We start from the raw sequence: 15,707 nt of genomic DNA, 5'->3' as shown, positions 1-15,707 counted from the left end.
ACACCCGGTCCCATGCCGAACCCGGCAGTTAAGCCCTCCAGCGCCGATGGTACTGCGATTCGCTTCGTGGGAGAGTAGGTCGCTGCCAAGAGTCTTTTCCTTTTTTTCAACTACCAGCCCCGATCATCTTCCGATGGTCGGGGCTGGTCGCGTTATTATTCTGTATATTTCCTCTCCTGTTTCCCCTCTTGAAAAGGCACTCCATCTCTGCTATACTCTCCAAGTCTTAAAGAAACGAGGACATCGCGGGGTGGAGCAGTTGGTAGCTCGTCGGGCTCATAACCCGAAGGTCGCAGGTTCAAGTCCTGCCCCCGCAACCAATATATGGCGGTGTAGCTCAGTTGGCTAGAGCATACGGTTCATACCCGTAGTGTCACTGGTTCGATTCCAGTCACCGCCACCATCGATTGATTCAGCCCCTCTAGAAGGGGCTTTCTTTTTTAAAGGTACACCTAGGATCGTTTGACTGACTAGTTCTACAGTGATATCATCTTTTCGTTTAAAATGATGCCCGAGTGGTGGAATTGGTAGACACAAGGGACTTAAAATCCCTCGCCTGTAAAGGCATACCGGTTCGAGCCCGGTCTCGGGCACCAATATCGTTTATATCGTCTATTCATGACGGTATAGGGAGGACTCCTTGGGAGTCTTCCCTATTTTTTTAGCGGTTAAGTTGCATCGCGTTCGACGTCGTGATAAAGTTATTCTCGCTTTATCGCTTTAAAGTGAGGAGGAGCAGCCATGAGCCATATTTTAAGACTTGATAAGAACGAGTGTCCCTATTCGATCCCTTCGTACATAAGGGAGGACGTCGATAGAGCCCTTCTATCCGTGGAACCCAACAGATATCCCGATCCATCTTATGGAGATCTTCGTCAGGCATTGGGAGATTATGTCGATTTTTCCGCAAGTTCGATAGTACCTGGAAACGGCGGGGACGAAATCCTATGGATAATCTTCGCTGCATGGATAAAACCTGGAGATACTGTGTTGACCTTGAACCCGTCTTTTTCTCAATACGAACACATGTGTAAGGTATTTAAAGCCAGGCATCTCTCCGTTCCCATGGTCTTCGACGAGACTGCTTTTAAGGTCTCGGTAGACGAGGTAGCTTTTATGAGGGCAATAAAAGAAGCTTCCCCGTCTTTGATACTTTTGGATTCGCCCAATAATCCCAGTGGAGTGATTCTCTCCGACGATTTCATAGATTCAGTAGTGGAGAATTCTTCCTGTCCCGTCATAGTGGACGAAGCCTACGGTGAGTTTGCCTCCAGGAGATACCTCGATCGTTTTACCGCAAAAGGCCTTCCCGAAAGGGTCTCCGTTTTGAAGACTATGTCCAAGGCATGGGGTATAGCCGGATTGAGGGTGGGATATCTCGTAACTTCCGAAAAGGCGTCCCGTTTTCTGAACGATCTAAGAAGTCCGTTTAACGTCAACGTATATTCCGAGACAGTGGCCCTTACCTTGCTGAAAAATCATTCTTGGCTGGAGGAGAGGATAAAAACCATCGTCTCGACCAGGGAAAAATTCAGAGAGTCCCTTGCAGAGATGTCTCGATGGAAAACTCTAGCCAGTGAGGGCAACTTTCTCCTGGTCGATAGTCCTATTCCTGGAGACGAATTGGTCTCACTATTGAGGGATCGATATGCAGAGGTTAAGAGGTTCGCCCTGCCATGGCAGGGCGATTGGATCCGTGTAACCGTAGGTGCCGATGACGAGATGAATCGTTTGCTCTCTATAATGGGGAAACTGTAATTCCTTTCTTGTGTACTTGTAGACTCTATTGGTTGGTGATACTATGATATGGAGATTTTGAAGATATCAGGAGGCAGGAAAGGAGGATTCAGGACGTGGAGAAATGGAAAGATCGTCTTACCGATCAACTCTGTTCAGCCGTTCTGTCGTTAGAATCCCAGGAAGAGGTCTATTCGTTTCTGGAGGATATCGCCACTATCGGCGAGATAAGAGCGTTGGCGCAACGCCTTGAAGTCGCAAGGCTTTTACGTGATGGTTATACCTATCCTCAGATAGCTCAGCAGACCGGTGCCAGTACCGCCACTATAAGTCGAGTGAAAAAGTTCCTGGAATACGGTGCCGACGGTTATAGAATTGTCCTGGAACGCCTCCAAAAGGGCACAAAGGAATAATTCCCACATAATCACGAATTCCTTAGGGGGAGGTCCGATGTCAGGACTTCCCCTAAATTGTCTTTCTATCTCCCGTCATCTTATGGCAGCTCTGTCAGTTCTGTTGTAAAATACGGAGGCTGTCCCTAGGGAGGGTATTTCCCCTGGTATCCAGAGATGTGGTCGTGCGGACCTCACGGAGAGGTTCTTTTTTTTTCCCCTTTTATCCCGTCCGGAGGTGTGATAGAGGTGAAACATAGTTCCGATCAAGATCAATTAGAGAAGACCTTACATCGTGCCGGCGTCAGACAGGGGTGGTGGGATGCTAAAAGGATGGTGGTGGCAGTCTCCGGAGGAAGCGACTCAATGGCGTTGCTTTGGCTGATGCTTAACTGTTGGCCCAACGATATCTCGGTAGTCCATGTCGAGCATGGAATAAGAGGAGATTCGTCCAAAGCGGATGCCTGTTTCGTCAAAGAACACTGCGAGAAGCTGGGAATACAGTGTTGCATAGTCTCAAGGGACGTCCCAGGCGAGGCTATAAGAGGAGAGTCCCTGGAACAGGCCGCTCGTAGGATACGACACGAGGCCCTGGCTTCCAAGGCGGAAGAGATAGGTTCGGATTTCGTGGCCATGGCCCATAACTCGGACGATGCGGTGGAGACCTTTTTTCTCAACCTGGCCAGAGGTTCCGGAGCCTACGGACTTGCCGGAATTCCCGAGGTCAGGGATCGTTTTGTCCGACCGGTTATTGAGGTATCAAGGAATGAGCTGCGAGATCTGCTGAAGGAAGTCGGTTGGGGTTGGGTAGAGGACGAAAGCAATCAGGAAGACCTATATCTTAGAAACAGGATAAGACACGAGGTCCTGCCTCTCTTTGAGAACAGGATAAACCGTGGAATTCGCCGTCACGTTCTCTCATTGATAGAGGAGATGTCGGATCTCCGTAGGGAAGAAGAGAGAACCGCCTCCGATCTAGCTCGTTCTCTGTTCTCCTTTATACCTTGGTCTCTCTACTCTTTGGATAGATCCGGCGTGATGGATCTACCCAAAGGGCATAGAATTTGGCTCTTCCGCCACGTAGGTAGAGAGCTTGGACTGAGGACTTTGTCTAGACACAGGACGGAGATCCTTTCGGATCTGCTGGAACGTTCTTCCAGATGGCGTTTTCAATGGTCCGAGGACGTTGAGCTATGCTGCTGCAAGGACCATCTCATATGGTTGACAAGAGAGTCTCTAGAGGAAGGGCCTTCCGAAACGATCTTTCTGCCTCTTACTAGAGGCGAATCGGAGTGGTTTGGAGAGAAAATCACCTGGTCTTATCTGGAGGAAGGGGTTCCCTTCAGAGAGGGTCTCGTGGCCAATCTCCCTGTCTTGTCGGGGGATGGGGAATCCCTACTCGAAGTAGTTCCTCTCTCTTCTATAGAAAAGAAGGAGAAAAAGGCCGTAAGAGGTAGTTTCCCCTGGTGTATCGAGAATAAAATCCCAGTAGTGAGGATAAACGGAATACCCTATTGGTCTCCCAGGATCGGAAATTGGTCCGGGCGGTGGGCTTTTCCGCTGGATAGTGTAAAATGTGATGGTGTTTGTTCTATAAGGTTTACCCATCCCCATCAGGGGTAGGAAGGAGAGCGTCGGATGGATTACGAGGTTGCCGGAACCCTCATAGACGAGGGTAGGCTAGCCCGAAGAGTCGCGGAATTGGGGAAGGCCATAAGCGTCGACTACAACGGCAGGGAACTCATCGTTATAGGAATACTTAGGGGAGCGGTCATATTCATGGCCGATCTGGTTCGGGCTATAGACGATAATGTCGATGTCAGCATGGATTTTATAAGTGTATCCTCTTACGGGGATTCCACGAAGTCCAGTGGCGTGGTGCGCATAAACAAAGATTTGGATAACTCTATAAAGGACAAAGACGTTCTCATAGTGGAGGATATCGTCGATACGGGGCTTACCCTTTCCTATCTCAGGAGGGTCTTGATGGAGAGAGAACCGAAAAGCCTGGCGATATGTTCCCTGTTAGATAAGAAAGAGAGACGGATCGCCGATATCTCCGTCGATTACGTCGGCTTCGATATACCCGATCTTTTCGTCGTAGGATACGGCCTGGATTATGCGGAGAGATGGCGTAACCTTCGGTCGGTCCACTCGGTGGAGCCTACGGTCGAGGCATAACTGGAAGGAGGTAAAAACTTGCAGCGATTGGTAAAAAACCTCGGGCTCTACCTTATCCTGATCGTTCTGGTGGTTAGTCTGGTAAACGTCTTTCTCTCGCCGGAACAGAGGGGGGTCAACGTAAGGGACCTGAGTTACAGCCAGTTTCTTCACGAAGTTGATAGTGGTCGGATAAAGTCGGTAGTCATAAACGATTCCACCCTGACCGGTAAGACGGTGGACGGCAAGGATTTTATTACCTACGTGATAGGGGCGGGAGAAATAGCCCAGGACATCACAAAAAAAGGGGTGGACGTGAAAATAGCTCCTCCTCAGAAAAATCCATGGTGGGTCACCATGATGTCATCTCTGTTTCCGACGTTGTTGCTCATAGGGGTCTGGATATTCTTCCTGTACCATATGCAGGGCGGTGGCGGAAAGGTGATGAGTTTCGCCAAGAGCAAGGCCAAGATGTTCCTCGACAATCGTCCCAAGGTCACCTTCGATGACGTAGCCGGGTGCGATGAGTCGAAGGAGGAGCTTCAGGAGGTAATAGAATATCTCAAGGACCCGTCCCGTTTCACCAAGCTTGGTGCCACCGTTCCCAAGGGAGTTCTGCTTCTGGGACCTCCTGGTACCGGTAAAACCCTTCTGGCCAGAGCCTGTGCGGGCGAGGCAGCGGTACCCTTTTTCAGTACCAGCGGGTCCGATTTCGTGGAGATGTTCGTAGGAGTAGGAGCCTCAAGGGTTCGGGATCTCTTCGAGCAGGCCAGGAAGTATCAACCCTGTATAGTCTTCATAGACGAGATCGATGCGGTCGGAAGACAGAGGGGAGCAGGCCTAGGAGGCGGACACGACGAGAGGGAGCAGACATTGAATCAGCTCCTTGTGGAGATGGACGGGTTCGACGAGAAGACCGGCATAATCCTGATCGCTGCCACCAACCGTTCGGATGTCCTCGATCCCGCCCTGATGAGGCCGGGAAGGTTCGACCGTCATGTCGTGGTGGATCGCCCCGACGTCAGAGGACGTAAGGCCATACTGGACGTCCATATAAAAGAGAAAAAGCTGGACGAATCGGTGAACCTCGAGGTAGTCGCCAAGAGAACTCCCGGTTTCGTGGGGGCCGATCTGGCCAACCTGGTAAACGAGGCTGCTCTGTTGGCTGCCAGATCCGGAAAAGAGAGAATATCCATGGACGAGCTTGAGGAAGGGATCGACCGTGTCTTGGCCGGTCCGGAGAGAAAAAGCCGTCTGATAGGGGAGAAGGAAAAGAATATTATCGCGTTCCACGAGACAGGCCACGCTTTGGTGGCGAAATTTATTCCGGGATGCGATCCGGTTCATAAAATATCCATCATTCCCAGAGGCAGTATGGCCTTGGGCTACACCCTTCAGCTCCCTGAGGAAGATCGTTTCCTCATGTCGAGAAACGAGCTTTTGAACAACATCTGCGTCCTTTTAGGAGGAAGGGTCACTGAAGAGCTGGTTTTCGGTGATATAACCACCGGAGCCACCAATGACCTGGAGAGGGCCACTCAGATAGCGAGGCAGATGGTGACCCAGTATGGGATGAGCGAAAACCTGGGTCCTGTCACACTCGGGAAAAAACAACACGAGATATTCCTCGGCAGAGATATTGCGGAGGACAGGAACTACAGCGAGGAGATCGCCTACGCCATAGACAGAGAAGTTCGCTCCATCGTCGAGGGTTGTTACGAAAAGGTCAAGACCATCCTCTCGGATAACATGGATAAGGTGGATCTGGTCGCACAGACCCTTCTGGAAAGGGAGATAATAGACGGGAAGGAACTTTCCGTTCTTCTTGGAGAGGTCATTGAGGAGGAGATACAGGTGCCTCAGCCACAGGAGGACGATACAAACTCCGACGAAGACCCGCCGCAACAAGACGACATCCCCAAAGAGATTCCAGAAGAAGACGGAGTGAACTTTCAGGCATAATCAGATCGGGAGCGTGGGGAAATCCCCTCGCTCCCTTCGTCTCTTTTCGGGAGGTGTTCGGGAGGTGAAAAAAGATATGCCCAATCTTTTCAAACTCAAGTCTCCTTGGGCTCCTTCGGGCGATCAGGGCCAGGCTATAGACAAACTATCCGAGGGATTCGAGAAGGGCTTGAAGTATCAGACTCTCATGGGGGTGACCGGGAGCGGAAAGACCTTTACCGTAGCCAACGTGATACAGAAGGTCCAACGGCCCACATTGATCCTGGCTCACAACAAGACCCTGGCGGCTCAGCTCTACAGTGAGTTCAGGGACTTCTTCCCCGACAACGCCGTCCATTATTTCGTCAGCTACTACGATTACTACCAGCCGGAGGCCTATGTTCCTTCGTCGGATACTTACATAGAGAAGGACGCCTCGGTCAACGATAGAATAGAGAAGCTGCGTCTTGCCGCTACCAAGGCATTGATAGAGAGAGAGGACGTAATAGTGGTTGCCAGCGTATCCTGTATATACGGTCTGGGAAAGAGAAAAACCTATGAGGAGGCCGTGATACCTTTCTCGGTGGGGGAGATCTGGGACCGAAGGACCTTCATGGAATCCTTACTGGCGGGGTATTACAGCAGAAACGACGTCGCCCTTTCCCCCGGTAACTTCAGGGTCAGAGGAGATGTGGTGGAGATCTTTCCGGCCTACAGCGACACCTGCCTCAGGGTGGTGTTTTTCGACGATGAGATAGAATCCATCGAGGAGACGGACCCCGTTACTGGAAAGACCGTTCTTCGCAAGGAGAGAGCTGCCATATATCCCGCTCAGCATTATGTCACGACGGACGAGGCGGTGGCAGGAGCGATGAAGGCGATCTCTGAGGAGATGAGGCAGCAGGTGGACCTTTTTACCTCTCAGGGAAAGTTCATAGAAGCTCAGAGAATAGAGAGCAGGACCAGATACGACATGGAGATGCTGGTCGAGACGGGATATTGTTCCGGCATAGAGAACTACTCGAGGTATATGGACGGCCGCTCCGAGGGAGAGCCTCCCGGTACGTTGATAGACTTCTTCCCCGACGATTTTCTGCTGGTGGTGGACGAGTCCCACATAACGTTGCCTCAGGTCAGAGGGATGTTCAACGGAGACAGGGCGAGAAAAGAGACCCTGGTCAACCACGGATTTCGCCTGCCGTCCTGTCTCGACAACCGCCCTCTTCGTTGGGAGGAGTTCTCCCGCTACATGAACAGGACCCTTTTTCTATCGGCCACGCCGGGGGACTGGGAGTCGTCTGTGTCGGAACGGATAGTCGAACAGGTCATAAGACCGACGGGCATACCGGATCCGGAGGTTTTGATAGCCCCCGCCACAGGTCAGGTCGACGATCTTCTCGGGCGATTGAGAGAGGTCATAGGCAGGGACGAGAGGGCACTGGTGACCACCTTGACCAAAAAAGGAGCGGAGGATCTCGGTGGCTATTTGGTAGACCTCGGCTTAAAGGCCAAGTACATCCACTCCGATCTGAATACATTCGAGAGAGCGGACCTTATAAAGGAGCTACGGTCCGGTGGCGTCTCGGTCCTGGTAGGGGTCAATCTGCTTCGCGAGGGAATGGACCTCCCAGAGGTGACGTTGGTGGCCATACTCGACGCGGACAGAGAGGGATTTCTTCGATCCTATCGTTCGCTCATACAGGTTATGGGACGAGCTGCCAGAAACGTCAACTCCAAGGTGGTCCTCTATGCCGACGAGATGACCGACAGCATATCCAAAGCGGTGGACGAGACGGTAAGACGCAGGGAACTCCAGATAAAGCATAACGAAGAACATAACATAGTGCCCAAGACGGTACATCGAGAGATAAGAACTCTACTTCCTGAGGAATTGATGAGGGACGCCCTGCCTAAGGGGCCTGACAAGTGGGAGGAGACCTTCGAGGGCATGGAGGAACGGGATCTCGAGAGGCTGATGTGGGAGGCCGTGGAGAAACTCCAATTCGAGAGGGCGGCTACCCTCAGAGACATACTGGGAACTATAAGGGGAGGGGAGATGCCCCGTGTCGCATCGGGTAATTCGAATCGTAGGCGCAAGAGAACATAACCTGAAGAATATATCGGTGGATATTCCGAAAGACACCCTGACGGTCATAACCGGACCCTCCGGCTCGGGGAAGTCCTCTCTGGCTTTCGATACCCTCTATGCGGAGGGGCAGAGAAGATACGTCGAGTCCCTGTCAGCCTATGCGAGACAGTTCCTAGGGGTTCAGAAAAAACCGGACGTGGACGACATCGACGGACTCTCACCTGCAATATCCATCGAACAGAAAGGGGTTTCCCACAACCCTCGGTCGACTGTGGGAACCGTAACAGAGATATACGATCATCTACGGCTCATCTTCGCCAGGATCGGCGTTCCCAGATGTCCGTCCTGCGGTGCCGAGCTTCACAGACACAGCGTAGACGAGATGGTGGATCTGCTCTTGAGGGAAAAAGAGGGCAAAAAGGCGGAGATCTTGGCGCCGGTGGTGAAGAGAAAAAAGGGAGCGTTTAAAAACCTCTTCGTCGACCTCAGAAAAAAAGGTTTTTTACGGGTTCGAGTGGACGGTGAGGTCTATTGGCTGGAAGAGGACCTGGAGTTGGATAAAAAACGTCCTCACGACGTCGAAGTCGTGGTCGATCGTCTGAAGATCGTGGAGGACCGTAAAAGCAGGATAGCCGAGGCCATCCAGGTTTGCCTGGATCTAAGCGACGGATTTGTCTCGGTAGAGACCGAGGACGGAGAGCCCCGTAGACTTACGGAAAGACACGTCTGTCCCGATTGCGACACCTCTTTTCCCGATCTCGAGCCAGCGCTCTTCTCGTTTAACAACCCTTCGGGAGCCTGTCCCGATTGCTCCGGCATAGGGAGCCATAGGGCTTTCTCCGAGGATCTGGCGGTAGTGGCCGATGCGCCTCTTTTGGACGGAGCTCTGCTTCCGTGGCGTAAAAACCACTACATGCTTCGTCGTCTCAGATCTCTGCTATCGTCGCTTGATATAGACGGGAAGAGGCTTTACCGTGATCTCTCGGAGGAAGAGCGATCCATCGTGCTTAACGGCTCCGATAGAAAACTTCGGCTCACCTTCGAGAGAAAAGGGGTTACATCCGAGTATATGGGACGCTATGAAGGTCTTCTTCCCTGGTTGGACAGACGTTGGCGCGAAAGCGACTCGGAGGCGGTAAGGGACGAACTGTCCCAGTATCTATCGGAGGATATCTGTCGTTCCTGCTCCGGTTTGAGACTTAGACCGGAGGGTCTCAGCGTATTCATAGGGGAGTGGAACATCGGCCAGCTGGTCTCCATGCCTGTGGACGAGCTGTTACAGGTGATCAAAAATCTTTCCTTAAACGACAGGGACAGCTCTATAATCGATCAGGTTCTTTCAGAGCTCATAAAGCGGTTGGAGTTTTTGGTGCAGGTGGGGGCGGGATATCTTTCGTTGAACAGAAGGGCTGATACCTTGAGCGGAGGGGAGAGCCAGAGGATAAGGCTGGCTACCCAGATAGGTTCGAAACTAACGGGAGTACTATACGTCCTGGACGAACCTACTATAGGCCTGCATCCAAGAGACACCGGCAAGCTCATTGAGACGCTTGCCACGATAAAGAGCATAGGCAATACCGTGGTGGTCGTGGAACACGACAGAGACGTGATGAACTCCGCCGACTATTTAGTTGAGATAGGACCGGAGGCAGGGGAACAGGGAGGACAGCTGATCCGTCAAGGATATAGAGATGAATTCGACGATTCGGTGGGTAAAACCGGTCCCTACATAAAAGGAAAGATTTCCGGCATATACAGAGAGGGAAGGCTCTCTCCCGGGGAAGATAAACTGAAGATCTTGGGGGCCTCGGAAAATAACCTTAAAGATATGGATGTAGAGATTCCTCTGGGCAACCTGGTCTGCCTGACCGGGGTTTCCGGCTCAGGGAAAAGCACGTTGCTGTACGACGTCATCTACAGAGGGATAAAGAGAAAGATGGATAAATCCTACAGGATAAGGCCGGGGTCTCATCGAAACATAGAGGGCTGGGAGAAAATCCGTAAGGTCGTCATGGTGGATCAGAGCCCTATCGGCCGTACTCCCAGGTCTAATCCAGCTACATATACCGGATTGTTCACCCATATCAGGGAGTTCTTCTCCCATATGCCAGAGGCCAAGATAAAGGGATTCGCTCCCGGGAGGTTCAGCTTCAACGTCAGAGGCGGACGCTGCGAGGCCTGCGGAGGTGCGGGCGTTCAGAAAGTATCGATGTTGTTCATGCCGGACGTCTACGTCGACTGCGAGGTCTGCGGAGGAAAAAGGTACAATAGAGAGACTTTGGAAGTGACATATAGAGGTAAAAACATAGCGGACGTGCTGGATATGACTGTGGACGAAGCCCTAGGGCATTTCAGCGAAATACCGGCCATCGCCTCCAGATTGGCCTTCATACAGGATGCCGGGTTGGGTTACATCAAACTCGGTCAATCCGCTTTGACCCTCAGTGGAGGAGAGGCCCAGAGGGTGAAGTTGGCAAAGGAACTCGGCCGCAGATCCGGCAAGGGAACCCTGTATCTCTTGGACGAGCCGACCACCGGTCTTTTCTATACCGACGTAGTAAAATTGATAAAGATACTGAGAAAATTGGTGGATCAGGGAAACAGCGTGGTGGTCATAGAGCACAATCTGGACGTCATATGTTCCGGAGATTACGTCGTAGACCTTGGACCGGAAGGCGGCGTCGGAGGCGGAAACTTGGTCGCTTCGGGAACACCCGAGGAGTTGGCTGAGAAAAAATCTGGATATACCGGTTATCATATAGACCGTTATCTTGAGGAAGGGAGATGGCTGACCTGAAGGAGAAAAGAAAAGTCCGATCGGATCGTTCCAAAGGGAGAACCACGAGCTCCCGTCGTTCAGAAGATAAGGATCTATGCTGGGGAAGAAACGCCGTAATATCGATGCTTGAGACGGTTCCCTCAGCCTGTAAAAAGATATATATGGCCACAGGTATCCAGATCTCATTCCGGGACGACCTGTTGCGGTTGGCCGGCAGGAGTGCAGTGGAGGTGACAGAGGCCAACGGATCCTATCTGGACGAGATCACCGGAGGAGAAAAACACCAGGGCATAGTGGCGAATATAGATTTGCCGAAGCCGAGGGATCTCTCACAGTTCTCACCGGAGAAAGGCCCTTCGCTTTTGTTGGCCATGGATCATGTGAAGGATCCTCATAATTTCGGAGCGATGATAAGAACGGCTGAGGCTGTAGGGGCACTCGGGGTGATATACCCCTCCAGAAGATCGGTAGGCGTAACGGGAACCGTGATAAAAACCAGCGCTGGCGCGGCTTTCAGGGTTCCTCTGTATGAGGTGACCAATTTGGTCCGCTCTATGGAAATCCTCAAGAAAGAAGGATATTGGGTGGTCGGTTTGGACCATGAGGCATCTCGAGATATATGGTGCACTTCCCTACCCGATAAACTTGTGCTTGTGGTGGGTTCAGAGGGGGAGGGGCTGTCCAGGCTTTCTTCGGAGAGATGCGACGATCTTCGCAGAATTCCCATGGTCGGAGAGACTGGGTCTCTGAACGCCAGCGTCGCTGCGGCTTTGGGTATGTTTGAATGGCGCAGATTAAACCCATTGATGGAATAGAACGAGAGGAGCTGTCCAGGTTGAACGATGTGAGACGTAAAATCGCTGTAGTCGGAGCCGGTGCTCTAGGAGGTGCCGTCGCCGAGGGACTCTACCTTAAGGGGCAGGACGTCATGGTCTACGATACTAGCGCCGAAAGACGTCTGGACATGGGGGACAAAGGCATCTCCGTAGCCGATGAAATGGACGAGGCCTTGGCGTACGGTGAAATTGTATTCTGGGCCTTGAAGCCCCATCTCGTTTTGTCGGTGATAGAGAGCAACTCCGACAAACTCTCAGGAAAACTCTGTTGTTCTCTGGCGGCCTGCGTGGATTTGGAACTTTTGAAGAAGAGCGCTTCCGATGCCCGTTGGACTAGGGCCATGACCAATATATGTGCGTCGGTATGCAAGGCTTTCACCGGATATAGCCTATCGACTGAGGTTACCGAAAAAGACAAAAAGTTTCTTAGCGAGGTTTTATCCTGTATCGGGCTGGCTAGGGAAGTCTCCGAAGGCGACCTGGACGGCATTACCGGAATATCCGGTTCCGGTCCGGCCTATGTCTTCACTATCCTGGAGTCCTTCATTCAGGGCGGACTGGCCTCCGGTCTGAAAGCGGATGTCTCCTTCGAGGCCGCGGCGATGACCCTGATAGGATCCGCCGAGCTTGCCCTGAGGGGAGGGGAACACCCTGCGGCTTATAAAGACAGGGTCTGCACTCCCGCTGGTACGACCATAGATGCCTTGAGAGTTCTCGAATCCGGTGGTCTTAGGACGTCTATTATCGAGGCGGTCGTCACTGCCAGCGAGAAGGGACGTTCCGGATCTCGTGCTTTGAGGGAAAAGCTATCGAGTAGCTAGAAGCTCTTTATGCCGGAGTAGTGGAGATCGGAGATTGACAAGAAGCTCTATCCCATGTAAAATTCTCTGGCGTTGGCGGGTGGTTAGTTCAGGGGTAGAACGCTTCCTTGACGCGGAAGAGGTCAGAGGTTCGATTCCTCTACCACCCACCATTAAGAGGTAAAAGCTTCGACTACGGTCGGAGCTTTTTTTGTGACTTTAAACAGTGAATTTATTTATGCGAGTATTGTTTGATTATAGAAAAGCATGGTTATCCATAAAGATACTTCTCCAGAAGATCTGTTTTTACATCTTTTTTCTTCGGGGGAATTGTGATTTCTCAAAAATAGAGTATAGTATTGTTCTGTACGGGGGAGGGGAATTTATGGTTCTCGGTATAGGCGTCGATCTCTGTCGAGTATCTCGACTGGCGAAGTGTATAAAAAACGATCGTTTTCTCAAGAGGGTCTTCTCTCCTGAGGAAATAAACTATGCCATGTCCCGTCCGGTTCCTGCCAGACATTTGGCTGCTTCTTTCGCTGCCAGAGAGGCATTCTCCAAGGCTTCCGGAGTTCATCTAGCTAAGGTGGTCTTTCAAGGAGTTTGTGTTTCTCGAACGGAGAAAGGACCTTTCATCAGGTTGGACGGACTTCCTCCGAAAATCGGACAAGATTTGGGAAAGAATCGTTTTCATCTTTCGTTGAGCCATGACGGCGACTACGCATTAGCTTTTGTGGTTATGGAGGAGGGGCCATACCATGAAAACCTTAAATAAGATTTATCCTTCTGAGGTCATACAGTCCGCAGATAGGTACGCCATGGATCATCTGGGCATACCATCTGAGATACTCATGGAAAACGCCGGTATCGCATGTGCCGATATGGCAGCATCCATGTCCGCAGTCGGGGACGATGTGGCCGTATTGGCAGGTACCGGAAGCAATGGAGGCGACGGATTCGTAGTGGCCAGGCATCTTGCCAGAATGGGCCGACGTGTCTCCGTCTTTCTTTCAGGGGACGAGTCCCGTCTGTCCGGTGCCGCTTTTGCAAACTATTCCATCCTGACCAAACTTCACATACCGTGTGTAAAAACAGAGGATCTTTCCGATCCGGAATTGGCTGACTCGGTCGGTCGAGCTTCCCTGGTAGTCGACGCATTGCTCGGTACCGGTGCAAAGGGAGCTCCCAGAGGGGAGGTCCTCCGTGCCGTATGCTCTGCCCGAAAGGCTAGACAGATCTTAGCTATAGACGGCCCGTCAGGTGTCGACCTGAGCGACGGTACCGTTCTCGGAGAGGCGATAAAGGCAGACGTGACGGTGACCATGATTGCCGGAAAGATCGGCCATTTCGTTTCCCCAGGGCGACTTTATTCGGGGGATCTCGTTATAGCTCATATAGGCGTGGACGGCGACGTCATCATCAGAGACGACGAAGAGCTGTCTATGGACCTGATAGACAGACGGTGGGTAGAGGAGAGATACCCTTCTACCCGTCTGGACGCCCACAAGGGAAGCCGCGGAGGCGTGTTGATAGTCGCCGGGTCTCTCAGATATCCAGGAGCTGCAGCTTTGGCCTCCATGGGGGCTCTCAGAGGAGGCGCAGGGCTCTGCGTCTTAGCGGCTCCAAAGATCGTAAGACCCTATATTTCCTCCATCCCGGAGGTCATTTTCGAGCCGATGAACTCTTCCGACGAGCTGAGCGTTATTCTCGACAGATGGAGAGAGAGATGTTCCGTTGCCGTGGTGGGGCCTGGTCTGGACAGGAACGGCCTTTCCGAGGAGATCTTTTCCTGCTTTTGGGGGTATGGAGGCTATAAAACCGTCGTAGACGGAGACGGGCTTTTCTTCTTGGCTTCTCGAAAGGATCGTCGGGAAAACCTATTGATAACCCCCCACGAGGGAGAGGCCGCTAGGCTTTTAGGTTGGACTCCATCCGATGTGGCTTCCCGGAGGTTGTCCGCAGCGACCGAGCTAGGGGAAAAATACGGCCTCTGTCTGTTGAAGGGGTATGGGACATTGATAAGCGATGGTCGGAGGCGTTCTGTCATATCCTCGGGTAACCAGGCCCTGTCCATTCCGGGTTCGGGAGACGTTCTCTCAGGGTTGGTCGGAGCGATGTGGGCTAGAGGTCTCTCTTCCATGGAGGCTGGAGCCATTGCCTCGTGGATCCATGGAGTTTCCGGAGAAAATCTCTCTGAGAAAAGCGTGGATGGACTAAGAGCTTCAGAGATAGCCGACGAGATTCCATCGGTGATGGGAGAGGTTCTATGAGAGGAAGAGAGCCGGTCGATTGGGATAAAGAGCTGCTTAAAACAAAGAAAATACAGCGTAGAGGTCTGGGGATATCGGCTTTATCCCTGTTGTTTGCCTTGGCTATGATAGGGGGAGTCAAGTTTTATCGTCCGGAGGCCTCCGTCTCCAAGGTCCTACTGCCTGCCATAGCGATGTTTTTCGCCATGGGGGTCATCTTTCTCGTATTGATGAAAAGGTGGAAAAAATGACTTTTTCGATTACAACTACGTCGTCGGAAGAGACCGAGTCTTTCGGTGCCGCCTTCGCGAAAGTCCTGACTCCGGGATCGATAATCCTGTTGAACGGTACTCTGGGTATGGGAAAGACTACCTTTGTCAGAGGGATGCTCAAAGCACTTGAATGGAGGGAAGTGAGAAGCCCTTCTTTTACCTTGGTTAACGAGTATTATTCGACCATCCCAGTAGCTCATGCCGACCTCTATCGTCTGAAAAAAGTCGATTTCAGGGAGTTGGGATTGGACGAATACAGCGACGATGGTTGGGTTGTCGTGATCGAATGGCCCGATAGGTTGACCTCCGTTCCTAAGCTGGAGGGTTTTTCCGTCTTGTTCAAAGGAAACGAGAACGATGCTTTCCTCAGAACCATAGAGGTCCATCCTCTGGACGATGTCAGTCGAGATATTTGTGATTCCTTGGACTTAGAGAATTGGAGGCCTTGATAC

13 protein-coding genes, 4 tRNA genes and 1 rRNA gene are annotated in these 15,707 nt (G+C 51.8%); all 18 read left to right on the top strand.

Annotation, left to right across the window (positions count from 1 at the left end; genetic code table 11):
* Positions 1 to 91 (top strand): 5S ribosomal RNA (rrf, locus tag L2W48_RS05085); the annotation flags it as partial.
* Between the two features lie 153 nt (positions 92 to 244).
* Positions 245 to 320: transfer RNA gene (locus tag L2W48_RS05080), tRNA-Met, on the top strand.
* A gap of 6 nt (positions 321 to 326) precedes the next feature.
* Positions 327 to 403: transfer RNA gene (locus L2W48_RS05075), tRNA-Met, on the top strand.
* A gap of 106 nt (positions 404 to 509) precedes the next feature.
* Positions 510 to 596: transfer RNA gene (locus tag L2W48_RS05070), tRNA-Leu, on the top strand.
* A 145-nt stretch (positions 597 to 741) separates the two neighbouring features.
* A complete protein-coding gene (locus L2W48_RS05065; RefSeq protein ID WP_236100271.1) occupies positions 742 to 1,758 on the top strand; it encodes a pyridoxal phosphate-dependent aminotransferase in 1,017 nt (338 codons plus the stop codon).
* Positions 1,759 to 1,853: 95 nt separating this feature from the next.
* Entirely contained in the window at positions 1,854 to 2,150 is a 297-nt protein-coding gene (locus L2W48_RS05060; RefSeq protein WP_005661955.1) for a YerC/YecD family TrpR-related protein, read from the top strand.
* A 228-nt stretch (positions 2,151 to 2,378) separates the two neighbouring features.
* A complete protein-coding gene (gene tilS, locus L2W48_RS05055) occupies positions 2,379 to 3,752 on the top strand; it encodes a tRNA lysidine(34) synthetase TilS (protein ID WP_236100273.1) in 1,374 nt (457 codons plus the stop codon).
* Positions 3,753 to 3,767: 15 nt separating this feature from the next.
* Positions 3,768 to 4,310, top strand: a complete 543-nt coding sequence (gene hpt, locus L2W48_RS05050) for a hypoxanthine phosphoribosyltransferase (RefSeq protein ID WP_236100274.1) — start codon at positions 3,768 to 3,770, stop codon at positions 4,308 to 4,310.
* A gap of 18 nt (positions 4,311 to 4,328) precedes the next feature.
* The gene (ftsH, locus tag L2W48_RS05045) at positions 4,329 to 6,251 is read left to right on the top strand and encodes an ATP-dependent zinc metalloprotease FtsH (protein WP_236100275.1); all 1,923 of its coding nucleotides are present in this window, start codon (positions 4,329 to 4,331) and stop codon (positions 6,249 to 6,251) included.
* A 76-nt stretch (positions 6,252 to 6,327) separates the two neighbouring features.
* The gene (gene uvrB / locus L2W48_RS05040) at positions 6,328 to 8,337 is read left to right on the top strand and encodes an excinuclease ABC subunit UvrB (protein ID WP_236100305.1); all 2,010 of its coding nucleotides are present in this window, start codon (positions 6,328 to 6,330) and stop codon (positions 8,335 to 8,337) included.
* Positions 8,294 to 11,116: an excinuclease ABC subunit UvrA gene (gene uvrA, locus L2W48_RS05035; RefSeq protein WP_236100277.1), complete on the top strand. Its 2,823-nt coding sequence runs from the start codon at positions 8,294 to 8,296 to the stop codon at positions 11,114 to 11,116. Before uvrB ends, uvrA begins: the two co-directional genes overlap by 44 nt.
* Complete coding sequence (gene rlmB / locus L2W48_RS05030; protein WP_236100278.1) at positions 11,104 to 11,913, top strand: 23S rRNA (guanosine(2251)-2'-O)-methyltransferase RlmB; 810 nt, start codon at positions 11,104 to 11,106, stop codon at positions 11,911 to 11,913. The genes uvrA and rlmB overlap by 13 nt, the downstream gene beginning before the upstream one ends.
* A gap of 29 nt (positions 11,914 to 11,942) precedes the next feature.
* Positions 11,943 to 12,755, top strand: coding sequence for a pyrroline-5-carboxylate reductase (proC, locus tag L2W48_RS05025; RefSeq protein WP_236115006.1), 813 nt, complete (start codon positions 11,943 to 11,945; stop codon positions 12,753 to 12,755).
* Between the two features lie 77 nt (positions 12,756 to 12,832).
* Positions 12,833 to 12,907, top strand: a tRNA-Val gene (locus L2W48_RS05020).
* Positions 12,908 to 13,119: 212 nt separating this feature from the next.
* Positions 13,120 to 13,509, top strand: coding sequence for a holo-ACP synthase (gene acpS / locus L2W48_RS05015; protein ID WP_236100281.1), 390 nt, complete (start codon positions 13,120 to 13,122; stop codon positions 13,507 to 13,509).
* Positions 13,493 to 15,004, top strand: a complete 1,512-nt coding sequence (locus L2W48_RS05010; RefSeq protein WP_236100282.1) for an NAD(P)H-hydrate dehydratase — start codon at positions 13,493 to 13,495, stop codon at positions 15,002 to 15,004. The genes acpS and L2W48_RS05010 overlap by 17 nt, the downstream gene beginning before the upstream one ends.
* Entirely contained in the window at positions 15,001 to 15,234 is a 234-nt protein-coding gene (locus tag L2W48_RS05005) for a hypothetical protein (protein ID WP_236100283.1), read from the top strand. Before L2W48_RS05010 ends, L2W48_RS05005 begins: the two co-directional genes overlap by 4 nt.
* Entirely contained in the window at positions 15,231 to 15,704 is a 474-nt protein-coding gene (gene tsaE / locus L2W48_RS05000) for a tRNA (adenosine(37)-N6)-threonylcarbamoyltransferase complex ATPase subunit type 1 TsaE (protein WP_236100284.1), read from the top strand. The genes L2W48_RS05005 and tsaE overlap by 4 nt, the downstream gene beginning before the upstream one ends.
* The last annotated feature ends 3 nt before the right edge of the window (positions 15,705 to 15,707 follow it).

This window comes from Dethiosulfovibrio russensis (assembly GCF_021568855.1).
Lineage (GTDB): Bacteria > Synergistota > Synergistia > Synergistales > Dethiosulfovibrionaceae > Dethiosulfovibrio > Dethiosulfovibrio russensis.
Note: the sequence above shows the minus strand (reverse complement) of the source record. Positions and strands in the feature narration are given on the sequence as shown.

Coding starts and splice junctions, on each gene's coding strand:
- L2W48_RS05065 (WP_236100271.1), top strand. CDS start 742: ATGAGCCATATTTTAAGACTTGATAAGAACGAGTGTCCCTATTCGATC.
- hpt (WP_236100274.1), top strand. CDS start 3,768: ATGGATTACGAGGTTGCCGGAACCCTCATAGACGAGGGTAGGCTAGCC.
- uvrB (WP_236100305.1), top strand. CDS start 6,328: ATGCCCAATCTTTTCAAACTCAAGTCTCCTTGGGCTCCTTCGGGCGAT.
- rlmB (WP_236100278.1), top strand. CDS start 11,104: ATGGCTGACCTGAAGGAGAAAAGAAAAGTCCGATCGGATCGTTCCAAA.
- acpS (WP_236100281.1), top strand. CDS start 13,120: ATGGTTCTCGGTATAGGCGTCGATCTCTGTCGAGTATCTCGACTGGCG.
- L2W48_RS05010 (WP_236100282.1), top strand. CDS start 13,493: ATGAAAACCTTAAATAAGATTTATCCTTCTGAGGTCATACAGTCCGCA.
- L2W48_RS05005 (WP_236100283.1), top strand. CDS start 15,001: ATGAGAGGAAGAGAGCCGGTCGATTGGGATAAAGAGCTGCTTAAAACA.
- tsaE (WP_236100284.1), top strand. CDS start 15,231: ATGACTTTTTCGATTACAACTACGTCGTCGGAAGAGACCGAGTCTTTC.